Source organism: Pedobacter frigiditerrae (assembly GCF_004331645.1).
GTDB lineage: Bacteria > Bacteroidota > Bacteroidia > Sphingobacteriales > Sphingobacteriaceae > Pedobacter > Pedobacter frigiditerrae.
Genome location: NZ_SJSK01000001.1, coordinates 1200241 through 1225611, shown reverse-complemented (window position 1 = coordinate 1225611; position 25371 = coordinate 1200241). Strand labels below are relative to the sequence as shown.

The window sequence follows — 25371 nt, the reverse complement described above, 5'->3', positions numbered from 1 at the left end:
CGCTTCCCGAACAGCTCCCGAAGAAACCTAAATGAATTCCCGAAGAAATTACGAAGAATATTGGCTTGTCCGTTGACCGTTTTTCGTTGCTCGTTAGCAACTCGTTTTTACAAAGAATGGGCGGGTTTGTGCCGCACATACCAGCTCTTAAAGGTGGCGTTTTCACGGGCACTCGGACTAACTTCTTTCATTAAGGCGGTTAAGACCTTATTGTCATTTAAGGGATTTGGCAGCGGGTCAAACAACATCACGGTTGTTCGTTTTGGGTCAATTACCTTGATATCTTCTATTGCCTTAAGGTTAATAATCAGCGACCTATGCAATTGAAAAAACCGATTGGTGGGCAATTGGGTCATGGTGTCTTTGAGTGTCAAATCCCAACCTGTTTTTTCGCCAAAGTAATTAACAACGTAACAACTCTTGTTTTCTGCAAATAGATAGGCAATTTCTGCAAAAGGCAAGGGTAATGGCGGCTGCGTTGTTTTTTGTGCCAACAAGGATTTTGGGGTCTTCTTGCCCCGGTGCTTTTTTTCCCACAACAGGTGTAAATAAGCACTGAGCACAACCAATAACAAAACAATTAAGGGTATATACCTACTGATGTAAACCGTTTTAAGCACATTTATGCCAAGGCGATTAAAATAAATGGCGGCGGCTATAAACAGCGGCAGCACCGGAAAAACCACGCCAAGCACCAGTTGCCAAAACAACCGCTTGCTGTAATTGGTATGCCAAGGCAGGCGGTAGTCTAAAAAACGAGTAACCCAAATCACAAGTACTATGGCACCGTAGGCAAATAAACAGCTGCATATGGATGCAATGTAAAAACCTACGTTGGTAAAAATAACTTCGAATGGCTTTTTCTCTTGATACAAAATGACGCCATTGGCAGCACAAAAAGCTGCCGCCATTTTAAAGCGCATCCCTAGGTAAACATTCTTGCTTACCTTGGGCAATCTAATTCTAAACATAGGTTGTGGTTATCGTGGTAATAAATATAAAACAAATGCCAAAAAACCGAAAAAAGGCAGTTTTACGCTTTATCTGATTGTGCCACAAAAACTTAGGCCTGCAAAATAAGCCATAGTACTCCTCCCCTAAAAATCAACGTCTCGCTTATCGTGCAATTACTTCCACGCTTATCAAAATAGTGCGTTTAAGCTAAACCAAACCACATTTTAAATTTTAGATTTAGCTTATAAAAAATCTAATTATGAGAAAATTTACATTTAATGAAGCAGGTTTTCAGGCCCTTCAACAAGAATTGTATCAGCTTAACAACGATATGTTGGCAGCTGAAGCTTACCAGATTAAAAACGCGTTTGCAGCATGGGTACTATCAAAGTTTGAGCTTGCCCAAAGCCAGATCGACTTCCTAAACAAGCTAAACGAGGCCTATGTTGTTTTCATGGCAGAGCAGACCAGTTTCGCCGTGGGCAACCGGCTACCAGTTAGCCTAGCAAAGGAAGAGGCTCCAGCAAATGGCGATGATCAGGGTAAAATTGTTTACACCAAAAGCTCGCTAACGGCTAGTAATGCCCATCCTAGCGGTTTTGCGGCAGGTGGCGAATTGTTGTTCATGATCAGTTACACGGGTTAATGCCTGTTGGGAGCCTAGGTAATCAGGCTCCCAATTTAACTTTGTTAACGCGCTGTTCCCTTTAAGTATCTGGCATAAAGTTCGGTTTTGCCGCCAACAATTCTTGCAACACAGCAAAGTTATAATACCATTTACCTGCAACCTGTTTGGCGGGCAAGAGCTTGTTCTTGCGCAAACGGTACAGCGAACTGTCACTTATCTTCAATAGGTTTTTTACATCGGCATTGTCTAACCACTCTTCTGGTGGCAAGGGCTGGCTAAGCGATTGGCAAAGGTTAACCAGTTGATGCTGTAAAGCCAGTAACTCATCTAGCTTGCTTAAGATTTCGGTGTGCATGGTTCCAGTATTTAAGTGGAAAAATTAATGCAGGATGTATGGATGAAGTTAATGGCTCGGCATGTGCCAATCAATCAGCTTAATTTAAATAAACGCACCATGAATTTTAAACATTTTCTTAACCACCTGCAACAGCGGTGTGAACAGGTAACCGAATTTGAAAGCGCCATTAACGAACGGGCCAAGGAAATAGAAATGAATAAGGGACAAGTGTTGCTTTACCCTGGCGAGGTATGCAAATACGTTTATTTTGTGCATAGTGGTTTCTTAAGGCTTTACCATGAGACACCTTACCAAGAAGCTACGGTAGATTTTGCCGGTGAAGGACAATTTACCACTTGCATGGCCAGCTTCTTTACCCAACAAAAAAGCAAAGAAGGCATTGTATGCGAGAGCAGCGGCATTCTTTTCAGAATCAGTTACCATGATTGGCTTTCTCTTGAAGACCTTTCGCCAGTATTCATTCTGTTAAGCAAGGCTATTTTTCAGGAATACCTAACCCTTATTAGCGAGGAGCGAAACGTATTTAGAACCAGTAATGCCACCCAAAAATACCTTTACCTAAAAAGCAGGCATCCGCAGATCAGTAACCTAGTGAGCCAAAAACACATTGCCTCCTATCTGGGCATCACCGAGCAAAGCATGAGCATTATTCGCAAAGGCTTGATAAGGTAACCTTAATTTTTTCCTCAAGTATTTCTTAAGATAAACTAAGTCCTAATTACTGTCTGCCAAACGAAATTTGTTGCAAAGAGATTTGAACATGTCTATTGCACGGCGCAGGCAAAAACTGCAGAAATTACTTTTCATGTTGAAACACAAGCAGGTGCAAACCGCAGCTGCCGTTGCCCAACAGCTCCACTGCCACCCATCAACGGTAGTGAAATTGCTATACCGGTTGCGCAAAGATGGTTACCAAATCACTTATGATAAAAGTTTAAAGCGGTATGTGTTGGTGGAGGAGGGTTAAAGGGGGTTAAATGGTTAATTGTTGAACTGGTTAATTGAGCGACCCCATCGAGGAATTTAGTAAAAACCAAATTTAAGTTCGCCTCTAGGAGGCAAAACTTAAGGTATCGCCTACCAAAACGGCAAATATTTTCCGTCATCCGATTGCTATCGGATTCGAGGGAAGCATAGCGACGAGAACACCGAAGGGCTCAGCAGAGCTAAATCTATCTCATAGCTACAACCTAATTATTTAAACCAACTTTTTCGGCTGTTTTTTCAAATGCAATAAAGCAGCACACGTCATGAAAAATTTAAAAAAATTATTACCAGTTATCGCAGTTGTATTAGGCTTGGTTATTGCTTTTGGCACTAGTGCGTTTAAAGCGAAAGTAAAAACTCCAGTAGTTTATGAGTACACCAGTAATTCTCATTTAGCTGCAGACATTAAGAACATTGCGAACTGGGAAGTTGCCGATTTGGAAACTCCAAGCTGTGGTGAGTCTGGCGATCTTGTTTGTCGTTTTAGCTTTGAGGGTGACATGACAGATTTGCAAAATTATCTGGAAGACACCGCAACTGACGTTGCAGATATTAATGATAACGCCATTAACAAAAAACAGTAATTGATAAAGGCGGGCTTTGTTGCCCGCCTTTATTATGGATTTTGCTTTAAACCTACTAGGTTGATGATGTATTCTGGTAAGGGCATTGCAAATCGGGGATCGTTAGGAGGCAAAACCAATTGAGATGAATTATAATTTCGTTTCAATTCAATTTGATAGCCAAGTAAATTGAGCCTCTTTACATCAGGCCAACGCAAGCCTCTCGACAACAATTCTTTTCTTCTCTCCATTAATATCCAATCGACCACCTTTTTTTGATCGTTACTCTCAAATTTCGTATACAGCTTATTTTTATCCCATCGCTTTAACATAAAAGCGTTTAGGTCAGCCAAGGCCTCCATTAACCTGTTCTGTCTTGCATAACTTTCTGCCCTATTTAAATACATCTCATCTACTGCCGGGCCAAAGAATTGTGAGGTGCCACCGGAGTAATTTCCCTTAAAACTAAAATCAGTTCCTATTGTCTTAAAATACATCTTTTTCCGTAGGTCATCGGTATGGTATTGTTGGTAAAGTTCTGGCACAACAAAGGCATTGGCTTGGTTAAGCATTTCGGGATTTGCATCATTTAAATGAAAAAGCACCTCTCCCTTGTATGCCGTAAACGGGTTGGCGGCTGAAGACACCAATGTGTTGTAATCTAAGAGCGTTGCATTAACCTGAAGTACAGAATCTGCATATAGACCAGCCTCTACATACTTGTTCATCGATAAATACGCTCTAGAGAGCAGGGCAAAAGCGGCAACTTTTGACGGCCTCATTGGATGTATTTGAGTTAGTGGCAATAATTTTGCCGCCTGCTTCAAATCAGAAAGTATCTGCGCATAGGTTGCCCCTAGCGTTGCCCTCTCGCTTTTGACATTAAAATCAGTGTTTTCCCTTATTACCAATCCCAAGTTTGTGCTTGCTCCCTCGTCGCTATAGGCATTGCACCATACAAATGCAGCGTGTAACAGTGCAGTACCCTTAAAAGCGTGTGCCTGCCCCTTTATGTTATCCCATTCTTTATAGTTGCCGGTATTTCTTTCTATGTTAGCAATATTATCCATTACCGTATTTCCATAATAAACGGTTCTATAAGTGTTTTGCCAACTGTTTGATACATCCTCAAACTGATTTTGTTTCTCCCAGTTATAAATGTTTACGTCTGTTTGTTTGAAAATAGCCTTTAACGCCGCATCCTTAACAAAAAAATTATCAGCGGCAATTTCTCCCGCGTAAACCATCTGTGAATTTTGGCGCAGGTCATCATCCATGAGTGCCTGCAAGTCTATTAATGTGTTAGGCGCCGCTAGTTTTTTATCTGGTTTTGCGTCTAAAAATTTCTCGCAAGAAATTAAGCTTATTAGTAACATCCCTGCACTAAATATGATTGCTATTTTAGTTTTCATTTTTTCGAATTTAGAGTGTACAACGTATTCCAAGTGAGAAGTATTTGCTTGGTAGTATTTGGTTATCTCGGTAATCTGGATCAATGCCTTGTTTATTGGCCGTCCAAATAACGCCAAGATTGCTTGCGTTAGCTTGCAGCTGTATAGATTTAAAAGGGAGCTTGTTTAGCCATTCGCGTTTTAACTCATAACCTATAGAAATATAGGCCAAACGTACGTTATCACCCTTCAATACCGCTACGCCTGCATAATTGTAAAAAGCATCCCTCCTGCTTACCGCAGGGTAAACCAAAGAGGGTACATTGGTAACTAATTCATCACCTGGTTTTTGCCACCTCTTCAGATAGTCTGGATGACCCACATTTGATGCAAATAAATTAGAATAATTAATGCTATTTGGCCTAAAGTAGTGTCCCAATTTATAGGTAAACCTTGCGGTTGCACTAAAACCTTTGTAGCTGAAGGTGTTACCCAAGTTACCAAACATGGTTGGGAATGCCGGGCCATTGTACACTAAATCCTTTACGCTAACATCTGCACCAGTAAGCAGGTTATAATCGCTAGAGACCTCGCCCTTATAATAGCCCCGTGGGTTTCCATTTGTAGGGTCTAGGCCAGCCCATTGATAGGAAAACACGCCATACACGGGATAGCCAATTAGAGGGGTGCCGATTGTACCATTGCCAACAAACTGACTTCCCTGTACGCTTGCCAAATAATATGCTTTTACCTCATCCTTATATAGGTTAAAGTTCAGGTCTGTAGTCCATTTAAATGCACCAGTCGTGTTAACGGTATTCAATGAAACATCTAAACCCCTTGCCCTTATGCTGGCTACATTTTTAGTGATGCTAGTGGCCGCAATAGCCGTATAATCAACCAAGCTCGTTCCATAAAGGTCAACTGCTTTTTTGTGATAAACCTCTATGCTACCCTTGATGCGTTGATTTACCAGGGCGAAATCTATGGCGATATTGGTGGTGCCAACCTTTTCCCACCTTAACGATGGGTTGCTAAACTGACCGAACCTAGCTATCCCCGTATTGGTAAATGCTGACGTTGTACCACCAACAATGGTTGTTAGGGAGCTTTTACTTAAATCTACATTACCGCTATAACCGTAACTTCCCCTTAGTTTTAGATAAGGCAACCATGGCACTTTATAAAAGGATTCTCTACCGATTACCCAGCCTGCTCCCACTGACCATAATGGTTTCCATTTCTCGTTTGTTGCTACCCCGTAAATGTTAGAGGCATCCTTTCTCATGCTTGCTGAGAACAGGTATTTATCATCGAATCCATAACCCAAATTGGCATAAAGTGAAACAAACCTATTCAGCTTACTGGTTAGGTTATTGGGGCCTTGGTCTAGGTAACTCATGGTTTTGCTGATATAATTTGGATAAGTGGTGGCCATGTTCATGCCTACATTTGTTAAGCGTTCATCACTATAGCCATATACCCTAAACCCATCTCCCTCTGTCTTATTCTCGCTAAACTCCCATCCAGCCAGGGCATTTACGGTATGCTTGTTCCATTGTTTGTCGTAATTAACCTGCGAACGAAAGCTCTGGGCATTTAGGCTAACTTGGGTCTGATCTAGTATTTCCCCTATGGGGATAATCCTTGTTACCTCTCCGTTGCTACCAATCTGGGTAAACGTATTTACCATGTTGCGCACCATGTAACTGTTTGTGCCGTAAATACTTTTAGCTTGCTCTACCTGCTTTTCTGCTTGGTAATAGGCCCTAACACTTAATGAGGGGAGTACTTGATAACGTAAACTTACATTCCCCAATAAATCACTCGATGCATTGCTGATGTTATTATTCAGGTAATCGTTAATTGGATAGTAATTCCAATTGCCAAATACGGTTTGGTTAAGGGTGTTTAAATAAGAAAGGGAATAACCCTTGGCTACCGAAACAGGATTGCCTTGATCATCTAACAAACGCAAATAAGGGTAAGTGACCCCACCAGTAGAGGCCAAATCACCATAACCTACCTTACCGGGCGCTCCATTATTTTTGGTATAGGCGAGACTAAAATCTAGCTCTAGCTTTTTTGTGATTTTTAGCGTATTCCTACTCATTAGGTTTAACCTAGAATCTAAACCGCCTAGATCAGATCGGTTATTGTCATATCCGGCTAACACATTCCAATTTATTCGATCGGCGCTACCTCTTAAGCTGATGCTATATTGCTGCTTAATTGCCTTTCCATAATTGAGCTGAAGCAGTTCTTCCCTGATATCAGTTTGCCGCATTGTACTTGCCATGGCCTCAAAACCTGCGGCATCAATTTGGCCTCTCGTTTTTGCCAGCAATAGTTCTACAAATGGCGAGAGGGCTGCCTTGGCAACGGCATTGATTTTACTGGTATAATAGCCCTTATCATATAACATTTGTTCTACCTCCATGAATGAAGCAGCATCCAATTGTTTCATGGTAAATAGGTTGGGTTTTTCTACAACACTCCAATTGGCATTAACATCAATTGCCAAAGCCTCGCCCGTCTTGGCCTTTTTAGAGGTCAAGACAATTACGCCATTGCCTGCCCTGCTTCCCCAGATTGAGGCTGCAGCGGCATCTTTCAGGATCGTTATGCTTTCAATATCATTTGGGTTAATGTTCTGCAAATCTCCCTGATATGGAAAATTATCCAAGATAATTAAGGGTGTTCTTGGTCCGGAGATCGTGCTAAGCCCTCTTACCATCAGGTTACCAAGTGAGCTCGACCTTTTATCGACAGTGATACCATTGGCTACCGCCTCGAGCCTACTGATGATATCGGTACTCATTTGCTCGTTGAGCTGCTTGTTGCTAATGGTAACGAACGACCCCGTAGCCCTTTCTTTGGCCAAGGTTTGGTAACCTGTGTTAATGGCTACTTCCTGCAGTATGTTTAAGCTGGGCAGTAGGTAAAAATTTAGGCTCTTGCTGGGCAAGGTAATGGTGGTGTTAATGGAAACATAACCCATATATTTGATCTGTACCTGATAAGTGCCAGTTGGGTAATTTAACATGAACTGCCCATTGTTGCCGCTAGTAAGCGGCTGTTTCCCAACTACGTTGATGCTTGCCCCACTAATGGGCACGGTATCTGGCAGGCTATAGACGTGGAACTGGTTCTGTTGTGCATTTGCGGCAAGGCCAAATATGATCAGGCAGATGGTGATTAACTTCTTCATGGCTTATTGGTAAGCTCTGCCTGCGCTTTATTATTCTCGTCTTTAATGTCAGCAAGATAATGTTCAATGGTCTGTTCGTTTATCATTTCGGCACCAGTTATGGCCAATACTTCTCCTTTTGCGCCTAGCCAAACATAGTGTGGCAGGTAACTGTGCGGAAAAAGCTTGTACAACACCGTATCGTTATATATGGTTGTTAGGTTAGCTTTAATGAAAGGGGCTTTCTCTCCCGATAAGATTCCTCTCATGCGCTCGGGTGTATCTTTTGTGTATTTGGCATTCACCAAAACCACTTGGAACTGTGTTTTATACTTTTCTTGCAATTGACCGAGCAAATCGAATTTATAGATACAATTGGTACACCAAGTGGCCCAAAAGTCTAATAAGATTAATTTGCCCTTAAACTGGCTTAGGTTTAGGCTATCATGCTGTTTGGTAGCTGTGCCAAGTACGGGATAGTTTTGGTTTAAGGTTGTTGCTGGTATTTTTTGACCAAGGTTTAGCGGTTTCATCTCTTGCGCCTCGGCAAAAAAATTTAGGCATGACAATGCCATTACGCATATTATCGTTGTTTTTTTCATAGGTAGTAAAATTTGTTTTTCTTGGTTTTTGGTCCTTTTCTATTAGTTCCTTTATCCTTGAACTATGCTAACCGCCCAGCAATGGCCTCAGTAAATTCTCGTTAAAAAATCATTAGGAAGAACCGTAAAGAAATAAAAGCTGTTTGAGCGAAGCGAGTTCTTTTATTTTAGGTTCAGACTTTTGATTTTTAGAGAATTTAGTGCAGCCTTGATTTTTTGGTTACTTTTGGATCAAGCCAAAAGAAAGAGCCCTCGGTGGCGGTGAGCCGAGGCCAGCCTGTGCATTGGGCTATCTATCCCATTAGCACAGCCCTAAAAAAAGCGGGAACACCTTTACCTCATAAGAAAAAGGGGAATTGATTTATTAACCACTAACAACCTACATTCTTGTTCCCGCTTAAGACCTTTCAAACTGGCTTGCCAATGATGAGTGCAAACAGCTGTTTTTGAGTAACATTTGGAGCTACCAATGCAGAAAAAACAGCGACGCCAACTTTCCCACTAACTGTGAAAATGTTCACTTCTTTTACATTCTGAGCCAGTTTTCTCATTATTTTTTAGTTGTTGAAAAATATTTAAACAAAAACCAGCCCTTACCACCTATTTCAAAGCAGTTTACGGAAAACCGTATAGTTTTATAGCAAAAAGATGTTTACCTTGGGATAGCAACAAACCATCGTATTACACCTTTAGCTTTAAAAACTAAAGGGCTGGTACAAAAACTAAATGTAAACCGATCTAAAGAACTGAAGCGCTCTCAATTCGCACCAGCCTCTTTTTTATTGGCCTATTTTAATTTTTGAATTTCTAGCGTGCTACGATGGAGAACAGATCACGTTCTTTATAAGGAGTAAAAGGGAATAATTACGCAACAACCGAACCGGCTGCTGGTAATGGGAAACATTTGGTTTTTTCGTTTTCATTAGGTTAGGTATTTGGTTATGTAAAACGATGGGTACCCAAGGCAAAAGAAATAAACCGAATTGGTTAAAGACCAATAAGGCGAACCTCAATGCTTTTGAACTGGTACCGCTAAGAACCACTCAAACTGTAGTTTGAGTTCCACAAAAGACTGACACGAGGTTCGCCTTATTGAATATGATATCACGAAGATAGCAAAACTCAATAAAAAGGCGAACGCACGATCGGCTCATGTGGAAATTAGCGGTTTCGTTCATGAGTGACATCGTAAAAAGCAAGGTTTTACCCCTCTTCTATTTGTCGCTATTAATAAAACAATATTACAAAAAGTTTCTCATTAAACGATAAACTTTTTAGAATTATTTTTTGATTTAAATGAAGAAAATTAATCGGCTAGCGGAAGTATTAATTGAAAAAGACGTTTACAATAGAGAAATAGCAAAGCTTGTGAACAAATCTGAGCAGACAGTTTCTAGATGGACAAATAATCATAGGCAGCCTTCAGTAGATGATTTAAATAAGATAGCGGAATTTTTAAGAGTAGACATAAGAGAATTGCTAAATCCTAGTGATTGGAGCGAGAGTAAGGTTGAGGGGTTTAAACCTAAAAAGTAAAAGCTATGTCCATAAAAGAAATTGGCCTACCAGATGAAATTGTCATGAACCAAATTTATTTGGTACGTGCTCAGAAAGTTATGCTCGATAGGGATTTGGCAATACTTTACGGGGTGGAGACTAGAGTATTAAAACAAGCAGTAAGGCGGAACATAGATCGCTTCCCAGAAGACTTTATGTTCGAAGTTAGAGAGGAAGAGCTAGATGAGATGGTATCACAATCTGTGATACCAGACAAGAAATCATTTGGAGGTGCTAAACCATTCGCATTTACAGAACAAGGGGTCGCCATGTTATCCAGTGTGCTTAGCAGTAAACAAGCTATACAAGTGAATATACAGATCATTAGGGTTTTCACTAAGATAAGACAGCTATTAACAGACAATACAGAACTAAGATTAGAAATAGCAGAAATCAAAACCATATTGCAGAAACACGCTGAAATGCACACCAACCAAAGCAAGAACATAGAACTTGTCTTTAATTACCTAGATGAACTTGGTGAGAAGAAGGAACAAGTAACAGTTGAAAGAAAAGAGATTGGTTATAAGATTAACAAAGAGAAAAAAACAAACTCACAAAACAGATGAGGCACTTAGAAAAAGCTTGGGTACGCATAGTTATAGCTCTCCTGTTAGGAGGTGTATTGCGAGAAGCAATATTTATTTCTACTGGTGAGCCAAATAGACCCAGAGGTGCAAACTATGATGTTATCACCTTAGCATATTTTGCGGGTGTATATCTCATCTTAACTTTTTATGTGAGAAGTAAAAAGAAGAATACTGTTGGTTGAAAGCTAAGTGAGAACTGAAAAGACTGCATTACTAGGAATGACTACCCTACGAAGTGGAAAAAGCTTGACAGCAAAAAAATATTTGCTGACAGGTAATAATAAATTAAAGAAAAGCTAAATTAAAAAGCTGATAAATGGATAACCATATAACCGAATTTAGGCCAGGAAAGCGCATAGGTGCTAACTTATCTATATTAACATTACAAGAAAAAAAACTGGTAGATATTTTAACTAAATATGATTGGTTTCTCACTAGAGTAGATGAGATTTTTATTGCAAATAGTGCCTATAAGGCAATGTTAATGAAGCCATCCCCCAAGATTAAACAAGCTTTCAACATATCTAGGGAAGTCGTTTTCGCATTCAGCCCATATGATACGTTCCAGCCAAGATCTATAGATTCGATTGAACATTATGATATTCAAGAGCTAAGATTAGAAGAAATCTGTAGCGTAATTATTAGCAAGGATAACGATATTGAACAAAAATTAAATTCTATCCTTAAGACGAACGAGGAAGCTAGAGTTATTGTGCCATTTTCTTACCACGAACTAGAAGAGTCAGCAAATGATCCAGATTATTTTATTAATAAATTTCGCCAGAACTTTTATTCCAGAGATTTATTTGGCATTCAAGACCCCTTGAAGAAAGATTTGTACTTTTTTGGCAGGAGAGATTTGATTCACACCTTAGTCAACAAACACTTATCTTCTGAAAATGCAGGCATTTTTGGTTTACGTAAAACTGGAAAAACATCGATTCTTTATGGTATCGAAAGAGCTTTAGACAGGAAGAATTCCACAACAGTTTTTGTCGATTGCCAGACATTACACCTAAAAAAGTGGAATACAGCGTTGCTATACATTATAGATGAACTTAGGAAGTCTTCTAGTGTTAAAAATGAGGACTTAAAACTTATTAAAGGATATGAGAAGCTAGAATTTGTATCAGATTTTTTTCTAGATGATATCAAAACCATATATCATAAAAACGGCAAAAAAAGCATTTTGTTAATTTTTGATGAAATAGAACACATCACATTTGAAAGCTCGATTAGCTCGGATTGGAAGAACGGAGATAGCTACATCAAATTTTGGCAAATAATCAGAAGCACTTATCAGAAGTTGAGACAGATTAATGTTATGACTTACTTAATTACTGGAACTAATCCTAAATGCATTGAACAATCAGCGGTCAATAAAATAGATAACCCAATTTTTGCGCAATTCCAACCAATTTACATACCACCATTTGATTTTAATCAAACTAAGGAAATGCTAGATAAATTAGGTGGCTATATGGGTTTAAAATTTGATGAAATAACATGCGCTAGGCTCGTCGAAGATTTTGGCGGCCACCCCCTATTAATGAGGCAAATGTGCAGTTTTATACATAGAAAAACTGTAAAACCTAGACCACACCATATACATAAAAGTGAATATGAAAATCTAAAGAAACTTTTCTACGAAGATGAATCAGGTTTCATTAAATATGCACAAATGGTTTTGGAAGTTTTAGATAACTGGTATCCTGATGAGGCTCAAATGTTAACTTGGTTATCAATTGGAGACAACGAAACTTTTAAGGGTCTAGCAGATGCGTCACCTGATTATATTAAACACTTAATAAATTATGGTATAATCGAAAAAAATGACGAAAATTACTCCTTTTCAATTGAATCACTCAAAGACTATCTATCAAGAAAAAACAAATACAAGAGACTCAGACTTACCAACGAAGAAAAACAAAATGAAATTAGTGTTAGAAGAAATACGATTGAACCTATTTTAAGAAAATATGTTAGAAACACGTTAAAGGCCAATTATGGTGAAGTTGAAGCGAAAAAGTTAATTATTAAGGAAATCTATGGTGCAAAAGAAATTTCAAAACACGAAAACAAACCATACGCAGAATTTTATGATTCGAATAAACACAATATATACTTAAAAACATTATTTGATTTGATGAAGAAACATTGGGAGAAATGTTTCCGAAATACTTTCGAAATAGACGAAAAAGTTTTTGAGGCTAAGGCAACGTTTATAAATCATTTAAGAAAAGGAGATGCCCACGCAAGCAAAATAACCGATCAAGATTTTCAGTCCTTCAGGGGAGCTATGGAGTGGCTTGAAGAAAGGCTTCATGAGTTTAATTAATAGTTTAAGGAAACAGCTAACAAGTTTAGATTTTGTATTATGGTAAGGAGGTACTGCAAATCAGACTTAGAAATACATTATGCTGGTTTGAAATGTCTAAGTAAAAAAACGTTAAAAATTTCATCAGGATTAAAATATTTGTCAAATATCTACATTACAAAGCAATCATCTTCAATCTCATCAAGCTTAACTAAGATACTCTCATTTTGAAAAAACTTATCCCGGATATAACAGAAGTTACGTAAAATAATTAACAAACGTGAATGCAAACGCTCGAAACACTAAAAACCAAACTTACCAAATTTAAAATCTCAGATAGCCATTTGGCTGAGGTTTGGGTAACACAAAACGGTGGCAAGATTCGGCTATTTACGTTACTCGACATAATTATAAGGCATAGATATATAGACATCGGGGAGGCTAACCCAATTTTATCAAAACTATGCTTACAGTATTTAAACTATTATCCATCCATACCACAATTAGACTTAGAAAAAATAGCAATATCCCTCGATTATTCTAGAGAAAGGATTAGGCAGGTTAACGATGAATTCCGAGTAAACTTTAACAAAAAGTTTTCATTTGTAAGAGACCTTGAAATTTTAGATGAGCTAATGATCAATGAGGATTTAAGCTTCTTCAGTTTAAGCAAGCAAAGCACAGAAGATATAAACCTGGTTAATAGAACAAATTTTGCAAATAAATTTATTACTAGGATTTACAGCGTGCTTAATTCAAAAAATTACAATTATATAGGATTTGATGAAAAAGCGGAATGGAGATCAGGTTACTTAGTTAAAAACATAATCAACTTTGATTTCATCAACATTATAAACAATTACTTCTTTAAATTACGCCCAAACCCTATTAGACACATCGACGAAGTTTGGTCTTATAGCGAAATTGGATTAGACATAAGTGCTAATTTAGAGAAAATGATACTACAACATTTGGTAAGTTCGGAGTGTTCTTTGAGCTCCTTCAACGACGTGGGCCTACTATTACCAAGAACGAAAAAAATTAATATAGATGAAAAGATCGAGTCTGTTTTAAATGATCTAAAAATTGAACGAAAAGGACACCATATAGACACCATAATTTCTTCGCTATATATGCAGTATGGAAAATTGGAAAGAAAATCGACGGTTAGGTCTAGATTAAACACCAATAAAAAGTTTTCTTCCTACGGAAAAACAAGCACTTATATTTTGACAGAGTGGCTTGACGTTCCGGAGTCCAATATCATCATAGGCGACTATTGGCGTGTATGTCAACATATCCTTGAGTTAGAGCCTAAACCAGTTGACATAATATCGCTTGTAGACAGGGTTGGTTTTTACCGTAGAAACCCAGATAAAAAAAGTATACATACGATATTAACCCAGAAAAGAGAAATTTTCAATATTGAAGGTTCCTTTATTGGTTTGGTAGCAAATGAAAATCATAATAGTTTTTTTAAAGAAGCAAAACGTATTCCAGGTCATTATTTTACAGATGACTATTGGGAAAACTTACTTAAAACAAATGTTGATATAAAACAACATTTTAAGGAACTGGGGTTATTGCAGGTACAAATTGATTATTTGATAAAATACAGAAACCAGCAGAATGAAGACTTTCTGGTTAATTCAAATGTTAATATAAATTTTTCTCAGAGAATCGTAGAAATTGAGGATATAAAAGAGCGACTTGAACTTTTAGCTACAACAGATAGTAAAATTTACAGCTTCACAAAAAGAAGACGGGAACATATATTACTTAAGCAATTTTTATTTCAAAACAACGAATTAATAACGTGCGCTATATGCGGCCAAACTCTGCCCAAAAGGCTAATAAATGTCGCACATATCAAACGACGTTGTACAGCATCGGAGGCAGAAAGAAAAAATCCTTTTATAGTTTTTGCTGCCTGCTCTTTAGGATGCGATGCCCTCTATGAAAAAGGATATATATCAGTAGATCCCACTGGGAAGATTAAATCATTAAGACACACTTCAAATTCAAATAACCTTTCAAAGCATCTTGAGGCAATAATTGAAAAAAAATGTGATGCATACAATGAGAATAATAAAGGCTTTTTTAGGGATCACTATAACTTTCATGCAGCACTGAAAAATCAATCAAACTAACTTAATCTGAAAGCAATGGAAGAAGTTCACACACTCGCAAAAGACTACTTGCAACCAAACAAATGAAAACTGAACAGAGACGAAGATTAGACTACGATTTAATAAACATCCTGGAATATATACTATAATGAGTTGATTAAAAGGAATGAGGAACATATTGACACTACACGAAGCAATAGCAATTGTTCTCTTAAATATGTCAGACAGAAAAGCGACATTTATTGAGATTGCTAATGAAATTGAAAATAGAAACTTTTATCCAAATAGAAAGGGTAACATTTCCCTAGCAAAACAAATTAAGCTGCGTAGTGCAATTAATTCAAGTCCCTATTTAAACACCTGGTTCGAAGTTATCTCTGACACAGAAATAAGATTAATCTAATATCTAAAATATAATTATGAGCATACCTACGCATTTAAGCCATAAGCCCATTATTGGCGTTGACAATTATGATAAAATTGATAGTATTTATGTCGGTAACACGGACGTTGAAGCTCTGTCCATAGGAAATGCACAGTACGATCATGGAGAGATTTCACTTAAGGTCTGGAGAAGAGTGAGTAACAGATGGAGCAGGCAAAGCGAAGAGCTTCCAATCCATAGAAATTTAGATTTAAGCATATTATTTCTTGCAGCTCTAATGACCGATGTCAATTCCAATTACTCCAAATCCAGCCTGAGAGAAGAAATCGTAAACAAACAAAAGGTAGGAGAAATTAGAGGTTATTACGAAGAGAACGAAAACAAACTCAGACCAAGAATATTAGAACTAAAGAAGGTTTTAGATGAATTTTTATTGTTAACTTAACTTTTATCCAACATGAAGCCAAAAGAGCTTTTTTTTCTATTGTTCAACTGCCATACCGAAAGTGATCTTGAAAAGATTATAAGTTTAAATAGCGGAATTTTTAAACAGGCGAATTGGTTCCCCTTAGGTGGTAATGAAAATAATTATGGCGTCATAGAAAATCAACAGGCTTCCCCGATAGCTGCTTTGATAGAAAAAGTAACAAATTCTATAGATGCAACGCTAATGAGAAAATGTTATGAAGCCAAAATAGAACCTAGCGCTGAAGATGCTCCAAAAACAATGGAGCAAGCAAGAACAAAATTCTATCCAAAGTATAAAGACTGGGATTTAACTAGTCACAGAAAGACTCAAGCTAAAGAAATACAGATACTAGCAGATGGCCCGAAGCTAAACACATCACTTACTATTTATGACAATGGCGAAGGACAACATCCTCAAAATTTCGAGAATTCATTCTTATCCCTGTTAAGAGGAAACAAAAATGAAATCCAATTTGTGCAGGGTAAGTATAATATGGGGGGTAGTGGTGCAATTATTTTTTGTGGAAAAAGGGGGTATCAGCTTATTGCTTCACGTAGGTATGACAAAACGGGCGAGTTTGGATTTACCTTAACCCGAAAGCACCCTTTTAGCAAAGATGAACAAGGAAAAAAGAAAAACACTTGGTATGAGTTTTTAAAGATTGATAATAAAATTCCTTCATTTGGTATTGAAAAACTAGATTTAGGGCTACATGATAGCTTCTTTGAAACCGGTAGTATTATCAAACTATATTCTTACGACCTACCTTCCGGTAGTCGATCAGTAATATCTAGAGATTTAAATCAAAGTATCAACGAGTTTCTTTTTGAGCCAGCACTGCCAATACTAACAGTTGATCGTTCCTATCGATACCCCGATGATAGAAATCTTGAAAGAGACTTGTTTGGGTTAAAACGAAGGCTTGAAGGTGATGATAATAAATATATTGAAGATTACTTTTCTGAAGACTACCACGACACAGAAATTGGAAAATTTAAGGTCACATGTTATGTTTTTAATACTAGAATAGATGATAAGAATGTAAAGGAAACTAAGGACACTATTCAACGGGAATTTTTTAAGAACAATATGTCTGTCGTGTTTTCAATGAATGGTCAGGTGCATGGGAATTTTGGTTCTGAATTTATCTCGAGGTCTTTGAAATTTAACTTATTAAAGCCCCACCTTCTTATACATGTTGATTGTACAAACATGGAATATGACTTTAGAAGTGACCTTTTTATGGCATCAAGGGATAGACTAAAAGAAGGAGATCATACTACAAAATTGAGAAAATTTCTCACTTCAAAATTAGGCAGTAGTAAAGGAAGATTAGCTGAAATTGAAAAACGCCGTAGAGATAGCATTTCTGTAGATTCTAAAAATACCCAGGAAATGTTAAAGTCATTTTCTAAAAATCTTCCTATGGATAGTAATTTAATGAAATTGCTTAATCAAGCTTTTAAGATTGATATCAAGGAAGAAAAGCCAAAAATAAAACCTGAGCAACAGAAAACAAAAAAGATAGATCAAGAAGCTTTTAGGCCACAACGATTCCCCTCTTTTTTAAAAGTGAAATCACAGCTAAATGAAGGAAAAAAATGCATTAACCTACCTAAGGGACAAGAAAAAACCATTCGTTTTGAAACAGATGTAGAAAACCATTACTTCGACAGAGTAGAAGAGCCGGGTCTATTCACTATTGGCTTAGTTAGTTATATTCCCAAAGCAAATAATGGTATTGGTGGAACTGTCTCAGGTGTAAAAGAAGCAGTTGAAGACGTTTTTAATATCAATACCTCTAGCCCACATGATGGCACCATTAGATTAAACCTCTTGACAAATAACGAAGTTAAAGTTGGAGATGAAATTGAAATGAAGGCTATACTAACTGGTGCAGGGGAAGAATTTGAGGAACTTTTTTGGATTAAGGTAGTCGACCCTGAAGAAAAAAAAGAGACCATAAAAAAAGAAGATCAGGCCTCTGATAATAATATAGGCCTCCCTCCTTTTGTTCTAGTATATAAAGAAAAAAAAGAGGACTATCTTACATGGGATGAAGTAGAGGAAGGTCTTGACGATAAAGTTGATTACGATATTGTCATGATTCCACAGGTTAATGGTGATAATATTGATAAGATTATCATCAACATGGATAGCCATGTATTAAAATCCTTTAAATCTAGTTACAAAAATCAAGACCAGCTAGAAATAGCTGACCGCAAATATATTTCATCCGTTTATTTTCACACTTTATTCCTCTATACCATTACAAAGAATAAAAAATACGCAATACACCAAACGAAAGAACGTGATGAGGAAGTGGATTTAAGCAGCTATTTAAAGGATTTGTTTTCTAGCTTTTACTCTGAGTTTATTTTAAATTTTGGATCGAATGATTTGTTAGAAATGATGGGAGAGTAAAGATTAAGCCAACTTAATTTTTAAAACATCCAACCTTCTCTCAACATTTTGTTTTAATGAACCATCTTTCGCAAATGCTGTTATGTATTTATACAATTCTGGATCGAAATCTTGATCTTTTACATCTAATAAATTTGCGGATTTACTAATATATTTTCTTCGTTTTAATTCAAAATCCTTGAATTTAGCAGCAATATTCTTTACATTTATCTTTTTTGCTCCAACCTGGTTTATATAATTCAAAATATCCACAAATGCCCATTTATTTTTGAAAAATCCAGGAATTAAATCATTTATCTTCTTTAGAATATCTAATGATGATTTTAGTTTGATTATTAAGTCTTTTACTTTTGATTGAGTAGCTGCGTCATTTTCAGTAAGTTCAATATAAAGTTCACTCATCGCCTTCGCTTTTAAATCTTTATTATTATTGAAAAACAATAATGTAGCAGCGTTATCCAAATATTCTTGATAGGTAAATCTTCGATCAACAATTTTAGAATTAGCAAAAAATGGATGACTTATTAAAGACTTTAAAGTAGTTCCAAAATAACTTGGAATTGCATTTCTTAATTCAGCAGGATTTAAACTAACCCCTTGCTGCAGTCTTGCAAATAATTCATTTACTTCATTATTAGTAGCAGTTAGTATTTCAGCAAATGTAAGCTCAAAGTCCAAAAACTCATTTTGTTTATCGAGTGGTAGATCTTTAAAAAACATACCGTTATATATGTCATTAGGTTTAGTTAATTTACCTAAACCATATATATTGTTTACATAATCCCAAATTGCTTTCATCCGTTGTTGACCATCCGTTACTTCGAATTTGTAACCATCAGTTGGATTATTAAAATATCTAACATAAAATTTAGGAAGGTCAAAACCTTGTATGATTGAATCTATTAATTTTTGCTTTCTTGTTAAAGTCCAAACATCTGTCCTTTGATATTGTGGCTTAGGATTTATGGTTTTTTTTTCGTCAATCAATTCCTGAATCGACCAATTTTGCTTCTTTATCTTCATAATGTTATATAAAACAAGCCGCACATCCTTCTTCTTCTGCATCGAGAATATCGATGAGCTTATTAGAACGAAAATTTTGAGAGGCGTTTTGCTGTTTAGTTAAAAATTCTTGTTTAATTTGTTGGATACGCTCGGGGTTAATCAATTCTTCCAAGCGTTCGTCTTGCATCCAGGTGTAACCGTCTTTTTCATATTCCATAGCTAAAAAGAACTTGGCTGGATTTTGCTCATAGAGCCATACCCATTCTATTTTACGTTGAAAAAAACAGAAAAAACAGCCTGAGCGGCTACGGTTATAATGCCCTGTTTTACCATTTACTTCATAAGGGATTTCTTCATAATAAGCAGGAACCCCTACTCCACTTTCGCGTAATATCCTGAAAATATCGTCACGTATTAAAATAGACTCGTTATCTAACAATGGGAACTCATCTACTAAAGCAATCGGCAATTGGCTACTTTTTAAGGATTGAAATGCCACATGATTAAACTCCTTAATCCCCAAGCCCATTAAAGCTTTTAGCTTTTGGTTCTGGGTATAGCCCATACGCAATGGGGTTTTTATAATATCTGCTGCCCTTTGGTAAATGTTCTCCGTTAAGAAATCTTTATAAAGGGTAAGTAAATGCTGCTGATTGTCATTGGCTAATACCTTCCCTATCACTTCCTCACTCCAAATGTTTTCTCTAAATGGAAAGATGGATTGTACGTGTGGTTTGGTAGAGATATAACCCTCGCGATCTTCATCTCCCCGGATGCCTACATAAGAAATTACAGGTGTAGTACCTATGTAATTTTCAAAAGGTTCTATCTTTAATTTTTGGGTACACCAACGGGCATTAGATGAAGGTAGGTAGCCACCAAATAACTGGTGATAAAAATCAAAAGGATTATCGTGGTCTGCTGTTTTGGCATCTAGCTTTTTAATAGACACACCTAGTTTAGATTCTAGGTTATGGATTAGCTGGTAAGTCTCATCTAACTCTTTACCCGTATCACAAGTATAGAATTCTATATCCATTTGCGGATAAAGTTCTTTCATATAGATAGCCAAAGCGGCACTATCCTTACCTCCCGAAATACCTAGTACATGCCTTACGCTACTGCCCATCTTCTAATGTCTGTTTTAACAGTTTAGCCAATATAGCAATTTTTGTGCTTTTATTTTCCTTATGCATCAAATCTGACATTCCCGTTTCTAAATCAGCAAACTGTTTACTCTGTACTTTCGGCATCCGGATAATTTTATGGCTTGCCTTTGCACCTGGTGAAGTGAGTTCGAATTTAAAGACGTCCTCTTCATCAAGGTTAACCTTTTGGATGGCCATATCGTTTAGGTTATCTAACTCATGAATTAAGTTCAAGAAACGTTCTTGCAATTGGTCTACCTCTTTATCGGTAATCTGGTCTAGTGTTTTACCTACGGTAGCTTGCGCTACTGATGATAGCCAAGCGGCACGATCATCTAAAGGTGAACATAAACGATCAAAAAAGGTTTTTTGGTAAGGTAATAGCAAATATTGTTTTAATGCCCCTTGGTAACGTTGGCGTAGCTGGGCCTTATAGTCGGCAAAAGCATAATTAGTATTCCAAAGCGAATTGATAATCCCTTCAAACTTACTCAATAACTCCTCGTAGGCATTACGTAATTCTCTAATGGCATCTTGTAATTCTGCACTAAATTGTTGCAGCAGCTCTGGTTTTTTGTTAAGCTGTACCAGGTCGTAGTTTAAGGCATTAGGCAAATCCTCAAAGAACAGTTTTTCAGGTTCTGTGGCATCTGTTAAGGCCTTTCTAACCTGTTGTGCCTTTCTGCTTACATTTTTTGTTTGCTTTACATAAGGCTTAAGGTCTTTGTAGAATTTAAAGAAAGGGATAATGGTTTTAATGAAAGCTTCATTTGATGTTTTTTGCGCCTCACCTAAAGCCAATAGGCCCCTATATTGATTAAATAGTCGTACTTTAATGCCATCTGTGTCAAATGCTTTAATGCTATAATTATGTGGGTTTTTAACCAATAGTTCTAATACTTCTGAATCTATTTCTGGAATGAAACCATTTTGACCGTACAAAGCAAAATCATCAGTTTTCATCAATAGGTAAATGGGTATCCAACAATCTAAAAAGCCTTTTTTTAATTTAAACGGTGCTTGCTCTAGTTGTTCATAAAACTCGGCAATACTACGTTTAGCCCCTTTTGAAGTTTCTATAAATGCCTGGCATGCATTAAATAAAGGTAGAAAGCAATAAGGATCTTGGGTTTTTTCGGTAATTTCCTGTAAAGACCAGCCCTCTTCTGTTTGACAATGTATCCCCGTTTCCTTTAGTAAAGAGAGGTAAATAGCTTTTTGTGGTGGGAAACCTTTAATGCCCAAACCTTCTTCATGGCTATTTTTTATTAATGCTTCTACCAATGCCTTTCTAGCACCAGATATCGGTGTAGAAAGTTTAGTTTTATTAGCCAATTCACTTACAAAAATAGGCGTTAAGTGATACACCTCGTTAGCTATATCAGATAAAAATGCGTTAAAGTCTTTGCTATTTCTGAAGGTTTTAATATTACCATGGTAATACCATTTAACTGATTCAGCATCATAAAAACCTTCGTACAGAAAATAATTAAGCAAGTTTTTCTGTATTTCAATAATGGCGTTTAACTCTCGCTGAATGATTTTATCATCAGGGTATTTGTCTTTAGCAATACCTGCCTTTTCTATTTCCTCTATGGCATGTTGTATATCATCTACCCTTAGAAAGTGAGCATATAGGATCGCATGCCCATGAGATGCTGATTCTTTTAAAAGTTCTGCTTCCTTAATGTTAGCATTAAAGATTAAATTGATAAAACCATCTACCTGTCCGCTAGGTTGTGAAGCTTGATAAGGGCTATCGGTAATTTTATACTCGAATACCCGAGGCGTACCCCTTTCGTAATAAGCACGTTTTGCAGAAACAGGTGCCAAGGGCAAATAACCATTTAAGAAATTAACAATGTTATTGGCTCGGCTAATTTCTAAACCAGCCTCTTGTATCGCATCTTCTATATTTACTACTGTAGTTTCTGAGTAGAAGTAACGGTGCGAATGTTTGTTATAACCTAGTAAGTTTCTTTTAAGCAAATTATCAATAGCCTCGGTTACGCCTTCTAACTTCGCTGTTAATTCTATGTATTTTGTTAAAAATACTTGATCTAATCTTGCACCTGCATGGCTAAAGATATTTAATAGCCCAATGGTTTTAATTAAAGTTTGGTAAAGGATATGTTCTTCTTCATCTACTTCTCCCTCTATTCTTTCTAGGGCATTTTTAATTTCTGCCCATTTGCTGTAATGGATATTAGCCTTAGAGTTTAAAAAAGAATAGAGGTTGTAGTTCAAATAATCGTATACATTGGCTACCCCGTAAAAGTGCTGGCGCTTAGGTTCAAATTCATCTAGCCCATAGAAACTATCAGTATTTAAGAAAGTAAATAAGGAACGTTCATTTTGCCCGTACTGCTGTAAAGCTAGCGCTAGTACACTACCCGAAAGTAAGTCTAATGGAAATAATTTCTTGGCTATTTTCTCATCGAAATAATCTTTTAAAGAGAATGCCCTAGCTTTGGCAATTTCCTCGATTAAAGCATTAATTAACTGGATTTGAGACCTATCTGGGCGTCCCTCTATCCTCTTACTAGCTAGCAATAACAATTGCTCTACTGGTTCGTTAAAGGTAAGTTCTTTAAAACGGCCTTTAACCTTAGTCCATTCGTTACGTTGGGTAGCATTAAGGTTTACCGAATAGGCTGCAAAATCTTGGTGTAAGGTTGTAATAAATGCTGCTTCATATTCCGCATTGCTAATAAGTTCTGCAATCTGCTGTAAAAAGTAAAGTTCCTTTTCGGCATTGTGAGTGGAGGCATATTCTAAGAATTTGCCAAACTCATCAATCATAAAAATAAAGCCCTTGCCTTGGGCATTTGCTGCTTTAATAAGTACTTCTAGCTCTTGCACCAATACTACAGGCTTAATACTTGATGAACCTATTACCGTTTTTACGTTATCGATAATCGAATCGTAATTACCTACAAGCTTAAGTATTTCGAAATGTTTGTGCTTTTTCCAGTCTTGGCTTTCTGCAAAAATTTGTTCTTCATTTAGGTGGTAAGCCAAAGCATTTAGAAAAGTAGACTTCCCTGTACCATATGCACCAATTAAATTGAATGACCTAACGCCTGCCGCATAGTTTTTAACCACGGAAGTAAATACTTCTTGCGTGTTAGGTGTGATGATATAATCGGCAACCTCAAAATTGTTGAGGAGTATATTTTGAGATGGAGAAAAATGCTTAACCATTGTAATACCAGTTTAGAAACGTCACTTTATCCAATTCTTGTTTGATTTGTAATACCCTATTGCCTGCGGTTTCATTATAGTTAAATTCAACTGGCCAAGTATCAGCTAGTTGAGCCAGCTTATCTTCCAATCCCCTTTCAGTTAGGCAAAATATGTTGCCTGGAGAATTGATCCCTTCTAGCAGATCTTTAAATGCTAGTGATTGTATATGGCTACCATAAGTATCAAGAATAGCATAGGCTAGAATAGCTATTGGCATTTCTGCCCTGCTTTCCCTAATTACCTTAAACCATTGTTGGTTGTTACCTTGTATATCAATCTTGTTAAAAGGACGAATGAGGTTAAGTTCTACCAATAAATTTGCTGTTTCTTCTTCTATATCTGCCTTGCCATCATTAGCCCGGTTATAGGTACGCAAGAAAACGTTCACATCCGCTTCGTAAGTTTTATCGCTAAAATGTTTTAAGCCTGCTTCTTCTGTTTTACGCTTTAAGAAAGAAATAAGCTGTGGCCTTGTAAATTCATTCTTTTCTTTTAGAAACTGATTAAAGAAAGTATAGAAGATAAATAGCTTTTCATTTTTAATAGCCGAATAATGCAATAGCCAAAGGCTAGCTGTATCCTCTAAATAGGGGTCTACTCCTGCAAGTAAGTAATTACCAAAGGTTGTGATTTGATCGGCTTCATCTGCAATACCGAAACCTTTTAACCAGAATTTAATAGCGGTAGTCATATTCTTACCCACTCCCAAATGCACTACAGCATCGTCTTCTGAAAAAGAGCGCTGGGCCAATAAGTGCTCATACCCTTTTTTTAACCAAAACTGCCTGCAAACAAATGTTTCATGACCTGAGAAACTTATTTTCATACTTAAATATCACCTTAAAAAAAAGACTTTGAAAGCCTATAAACCTAAAGTTATCAACAAAAACAACTCTCTAGTTTTCAACCAGTTAAACAAACCCCAGTTTAAACCAAAATTCAACTATGTTAACAATTAAAAAACCTGCTTTTAAACAACCTTACTATCTTTGTTTTAACAAATAAGGGAGCCTCACACTCCCCTACAATCTTTATCAGAAGAAACAATATTCTCGCAAGAATATTGGTAATTCAATCCTCGAAGCTATCGCTTCGAGGATTTTTATTTAATGAGCAAAATTACAGTTAAAAGTTTATTTTGCCATAATTCGTTATACTTTTATTTCATTTATTTCACAAACTGAATATCCCATCTGGCGCAGACCTCTCGCTTGTGACCTAGTTAATGTCGCCAATGTGTTTGGATAAGTACTTAATGTCTATTGCGGTTTGGCTTGGCCGAAAGGCAAATGATCAATAAGAAAGCTAGGGATGATAATTTTTACCGATTAAAGGTAATGAAAAAACAAACTCGCCCATTTTGGCAGATTGTTTCATTTGTTTATAATTCATAAACAAGTTGCTCTTGTTGGTTAATATTATAAAATA

At 36.9% G+C, this 25371-nt stretch carries 22 protein-coding genes; 12 read left to right on the top strand and 10 right to left on the bottom strand.

What is annotated here, in order from left to right:
* Positions 1–107: 107 nt before the first annotated feature.
* A complete protein-coding gene (locus EZ428_RS05285) occupies positions 108–911 on the bottom strand; it encodes a LytTR family DNA-binding domain-containing protein (protein WP_165501710.1) in 804 nt (267 codons plus the stop codon).
* A 302-nt stretch (positions 912–1213) separates the two neighbouring features.
* Between EZ428_RS05285 and EZ428_RS05280 the strand changes: the two genes are divergently transcribed.
* Entirely contained in the window at positions 1214–1600 is a 387-nt protein-coding gene (locus EZ428_RS05280) for a hypothetical protein (RefSeq protein WP_131552055.1), read from the top strand.
* 61 nt (positions 1601–1661) lie between these two features.
* Here the strand turns inward: EZ428_RS05280 and EZ428_RS05275 are convergent, their stop codons facing one another.
* On the bottom strand, positions 1662–1937 hold the full coding sequence (locus EZ428_RS05275; RefSeq protein WP_131552054.1) for a helix-turn-helix domain-containing protein: 276 nt from the start codon (positions 1935–1937) through the stop codon (positions 1662–1664).
* Between the two features lie 99 nt (positions 1938–2036).
* On the opposite strand from EZ428_RS05275, the gene EZ428_RS05270 reads away from it, so the two are divergent.
* The 3 genes from EZ428_RS05270 (at position 2037) to EZ428_RS05260 (ending at position 3511) form a co-directional block, all read left to right on the top strand.
* On the top strand, positions 2037–2612 hold the full coding sequence (locus EZ428_RS05270) for a Crp/Fnr family transcriptional regulator (protein ID WP_165501709.1): 576 nt from the start codon (positions 2037–2039) through the stop codon (positions 2610–2612).
* 88 nt (positions 2613–2700) lie between these two features.
* Positions 2701–2907: a helix-turn-helix domain-containing protein gene (locus EZ428_RS24350; protein WP_165501708.1), complete on the top strand. Its 207-nt coding sequence runs from the start codon at positions 2701–2703 to the stop codon at positions 2905–2907.
* 283 nt (positions 2908–3190) lie between these two features.
* Entirely contained in the window at positions 3191–3511 is a 321-nt protein-coding gene (locus EZ428_RS05260) for a DUF6520 family protein (protein ID WP_131552051.1), read from the top strand.
* Between the two features lie 32 nt (positions 3512–3543).
* Here the strand turns inward: EZ428_RS05260 and EZ428_RS05255 are convergent, their stop codons facing one another.
* From EZ428_RS05255 to EZ428_RS23940, 4 genes are all read right to left on the bottom strand, one after another.
* Positions 3544–4902: a RagB/SusD family nutrient uptake outer membrane protein gene (locus EZ428_RS05255; protein ID WP_131552050.1), complete on the bottom strand. Its 1359-nt coding sequence runs from the start codon at positions 4900–4902 to the stop codon at positions 3544–3546.
* Between the two features lie 10 nt (positions 4903–4912).
* Positions 4913–8092 (bottom strand): SusC/RagA family TonB-linked outer membrane protein, encoded by a 3180-nt coding sequence (locus tag EZ428_RS05250; RefSeq protein ID WP_131552049.1) that lies wholly within the window; start codon positions 8090–8092, stop codon positions 4913–4915.
* Positions 8089–8673: a TlpA family protein disulfide reductase gene (locus EZ428_RS05245; RefSeq protein ID WP_131552048.1), complete on the bottom strand. Its 585-nt coding sequence runs from the start codon at positions 8671–8673 to the stop codon at positions 8089–8091. The genes EZ428_RS05250 and EZ428_RS05245 overlap by 4 nt, the downstream gene beginning before the upstream one ends.
* A 407-nt stretch (positions 8674–9080) precedes the next feature.
* The gene (locus tag EZ428_RS23940; RefSeq protein WP_165501707.1) at positions 9081–9224 is read right to left on the bottom strand and encodes a hypothetical protein; all 144 of its coding nucleotides are present in this window, start codon (positions 9222–9224) and stop codon (positions 9081–9083) included.
* A 745-nt stretch (positions 9225–9969) separates the two neighbouring features.
* On the opposite strand from EZ428_RS23940, the gene EZ428_RS05240 reads away from it, so the two are divergent.
* The 8 genes from EZ428_RS05240 (at position 9970) to EZ428_RS05205 (ending at position 18544) form a co-directional block, all read left to right on the top strand.
* The gene (locus EZ428_RS05240; protein WP_131552047.1) at positions 9970–10209 is read left to right on the top strand and encodes a helix-turn-helix transcriptional regulator; all 240 of its coding nucleotides are present in this window, start codon (positions 9970–9972) and stop codon (positions 10207–10209) included.
* 5 nt (positions 10210–10214) lie between these two features.
* Positions 10215–10799, top strand: coding sequence for an ORF6N domain-containing protein (locus EZ428_RS05235; protein ID WP_131552046.1), 585 nt, complete (start codon positions 10215–10217; stop codon positions 10797–10799).
* Complete coding sequence (locus tag EZ428_RS05230) at positions 10796–11002, top strand: hypothetical protein (protein WP_131552045.1); 207 nt, start codon at positions 10796–10798, stop codon at positions 11000–11002. The genes EZ428_RS05235 and EZ428_RS05230 overlap by 4 nt, the downstream gene beginning before the upstream one ends.
* A 134-nt stretch (positions 11003–11136) precedes the next feature.
* Positions 11137–13158, top strand: coding sequence for an ATP-binding protein (locus tag EZ428_RS05225; protein ID WP_131552044.1), 2022 nt, complete (start codon positions 11137–11139; stop codon positions 13156–13158).
* Between the two features lie 263 nt (positions 13159–13421).
* Positions 13422–15287, top strand: coding sequence for a hypothetical protein (locus EZ428_RS05220; protein ID WP_131552043.1), 1866 nt, complete (start codon positions 13422–13424; stop codon positions 15285–15287).
* A gap of 145 nt (positions 15288–15432) precedes the next feature.
* On the top strand, positions 15433–15669 hold the full coding sequence (locus EZ428_RS05215; RefSeq protein WP_131552042.1) for a hypothetical protein: 237 nt from the start codon (positions 15433–15435) through the stop codon (positions 15667–15669).
* A 16-nt stretch (positions 15670–15685) separates the two neighbouring features.
* Entirely contained in the window at positions 15686–16096 is a 411-nt protein-coding gene (locus tag EZ428_RS05210) for a DUF6530 family protein (RefSeq protein WP_131552041.1), read from the top strand.
* Positions 16097–16108: 12 nt separating this feature from the next.
* Complete coding sequence (locus EZ428_RS05205) at positions 16109–18544, top strand: hypothetical protein (RefSeq protein ID WP_205945601.1); 2436 nt, start codon at positions 16109–16111, stop codon at positions 18542–18544.
* A 3-nt stretch (positions 18545–18547) separates the two neighbouring features.
* On the opposite strand, the gene EZ428_RS05200 is transcribed toward EZ428_RS05205, so the two are convergent.
* From EZ428_RS05200 to EZ428_RS05185, 4 genes are read right to left on the bottom strand one after another with little or no spacing between them, the layout of a single operon-like run.
* The gene (locus tag EZ428_RS05200; RefSeq protein ID WP_165501706.1) at positions 18548–19567 is read right to left on the bottom strand and encodes a DUF262 domain-containing protein; all 1020 of its coding nucleotides are present in this window, start codon (positions 19565–19567) and stop codon (positions 18548–18550) included.
* A gap of 4 nt (positions 19568–19571) precedes the next feature.
* Complete coding sequence (locus EZ428_RS05195; RefSeq protein ID WP_131552039.1) at positions 19572–20678, bottom strand: phosphoadenosine phosphosulfate reductase family protein; 1107 nt, start codon at positions 20676–20678, stop codon at positions 19572–19574.
* Positions 20668–23901, bottom strand: coding sequence for an ATP-binding protein (locus EZ428_RS05190; protein WP_131552038.1), 3234 nt, complete (start codon positions 23899–23901; stop codon positions 20668–20670). Before EZ428_RS05190 ends, EZ428_RS05195 begins: the two co-directional genes overlap by 11 nt.
* Positions 23894–24769, bottom strand: coding sequence for a DUF4007 family protein (locus tag EZ428_RS05185; RefSeq protein ID WP_131552037.1), 876 nt, complete (start codon positions 24767–24769; stop codon positions 23894–23896). Before EZ428_RS05185 ends, EZ428_RS05190 begins: the two co-directional genes overlap by 8 nt.
* Positions 24770–25371: the final 602 nt, after the last annotated feature.

Coding starts and splice junctions, on each gene's coding strand:
- EZ428_RS05210 (WP_131552041.1), top strand. CDS start 15,686: ATGAGCATACCTACGCATTTAAGCCATAAGCCCATTATTGGCGTTGAC.
- EZ428_RS05250 (WP_131552049.1), bottom strand. CDS start 8,092: ATGAAGAAGTTAATCACCATCTGCCTGATCATATTTGGCCTTGCCGCA.
- EZ428_RS05270 (WP_165501709.1), top strand. CDS start 2,037: ATGAATTTTAAACATTTTCTTAACCACCTGCAACAGCGGTGTGAACAG.
- EZ428_RS05220 (WP_131552043.1), top strand. CDS start 13,422: ATGCAAACGCTCGAAACACTAAAAACCAAACTTACCAAATTTAAAATC.
- EZ428_RS05285 (WP_165501710.1), bottom strand. CDS start 911: ATGGCGGCAGCTTTTTGTGCTGCCAATGGCGTCATTTTGTATCAAGAG.
- EZ428_RS24350 (WP_165501708.1), top strand. CDS start 2,701: ATGTCTATTGCACGGCGCAGGCAAAAACTGCAGAAATTACTTTTCATG.
- EZ428_RS05255 (WP_131552050.1), bottom strand. CDS start 4,902: ATGAAAACTAAAATAGCAATCATATTTAGTGCAGGGATGTTACTAATA.
- EZ428_RS05215 (WP_131552042.1), top strand. CDS start 15,433: ATGAGGAACATATTGACACTACACGAAGCAATAGCAATTGTTCTCTTA.
- EZ428_RS05280 (WP_131552055.1), top strand. CDS start 1,214: ATGAGAAAATTTACATTTAATGAAGCAGGTTTTCAGGCCCTTCAACAA.
- EZ428_RS05195 (WP_131552039.1), bottom strand. CDS start 20,678: ATGGGCAGTAGCGTAAGGCATGTACTAGGTATTTCGGGAGGTAAGGAT.
- EZ428_RS05260 (WP_131552051.1), top strand. CDS start 3,191: ATGAAAAATTTAAAAAAATTATTACCAGTTATCGCAGTTGTATTAGGC.
- EZ428_RS05190 (WP_131552038.1), bottom strand. CDS start 23,901: ATGGTTAAGCATTTTTCTCCATCTCAAAATATACTCCTCAACAATTTT.
- EZ428_RS05230 (WP_131552045.1), top strand. CDS start 10,796: ATGAGGCACTTAGAAAAAGCTTGGGTACGCATAGTTATAGCTCTCCTG.
- EZ428_RS05205 (WP_205945601.1), top strand. CDS start 16,109: ATGAAGCCAAAAGAGCTTTTTTTTCTATTGTTCAACTGCCATACCGAA.
- EZ428_RS05235 (WP_131552046.1), top strand. CDS start 10,215: ATGTCCATAAAAGAAATTGGCCTACCAGATGAAATTGTCATGAACCAA.
- EZ428_RS05185 (WP_131552037.1), bottom strand. CDS start 24,769: ATGAAAATAAGTTTCTCAGGTCATGAAACATTTGTTTGCAGGCAGTTT.
- EZ428_RS05225 (WP_131552044.1), top strand. CDS start 11,137: ATGGATAACCATATAACCGAATTTAGGCCAGGAAAGCGCATAGGTGCT.
- EZ428_RS05275 (WP_131552054.1), bottom strand. CDS start 1,937: ATGCACACCGAAATCTTAAGCAAGCTAGATGAGTTACTGGCTTTACAG.
- EZ428_RS05240 (WP_131552047.1), top strand. CDS start 9,970: ATGAAGAAAATTAATCGGCTAGCGGAAGTATTAATTGAAAAAGACGTT.
- EZ428_RS05245 (WP_131552048.1), bottom strand. CDS start 8,673: ATGAAAAAAACAACGATAATATGCGTAATGGCATTGTCATGCCTAAAT.
- EZ428_RS23940 (WP_165501707.1), bottom strand. CDS start 9,224: ATGAGAAAACTGGCTCAGAATGTAAAAGAAGTGAACATTTTCACAGTT.
- EZ428_RS05200 (WP_165501706.1), bottom strand. CDS start 19,567: ATGAAGATAAAGAAGCAAAATTGGTCGATTCAGGAATTGATTGACGAA.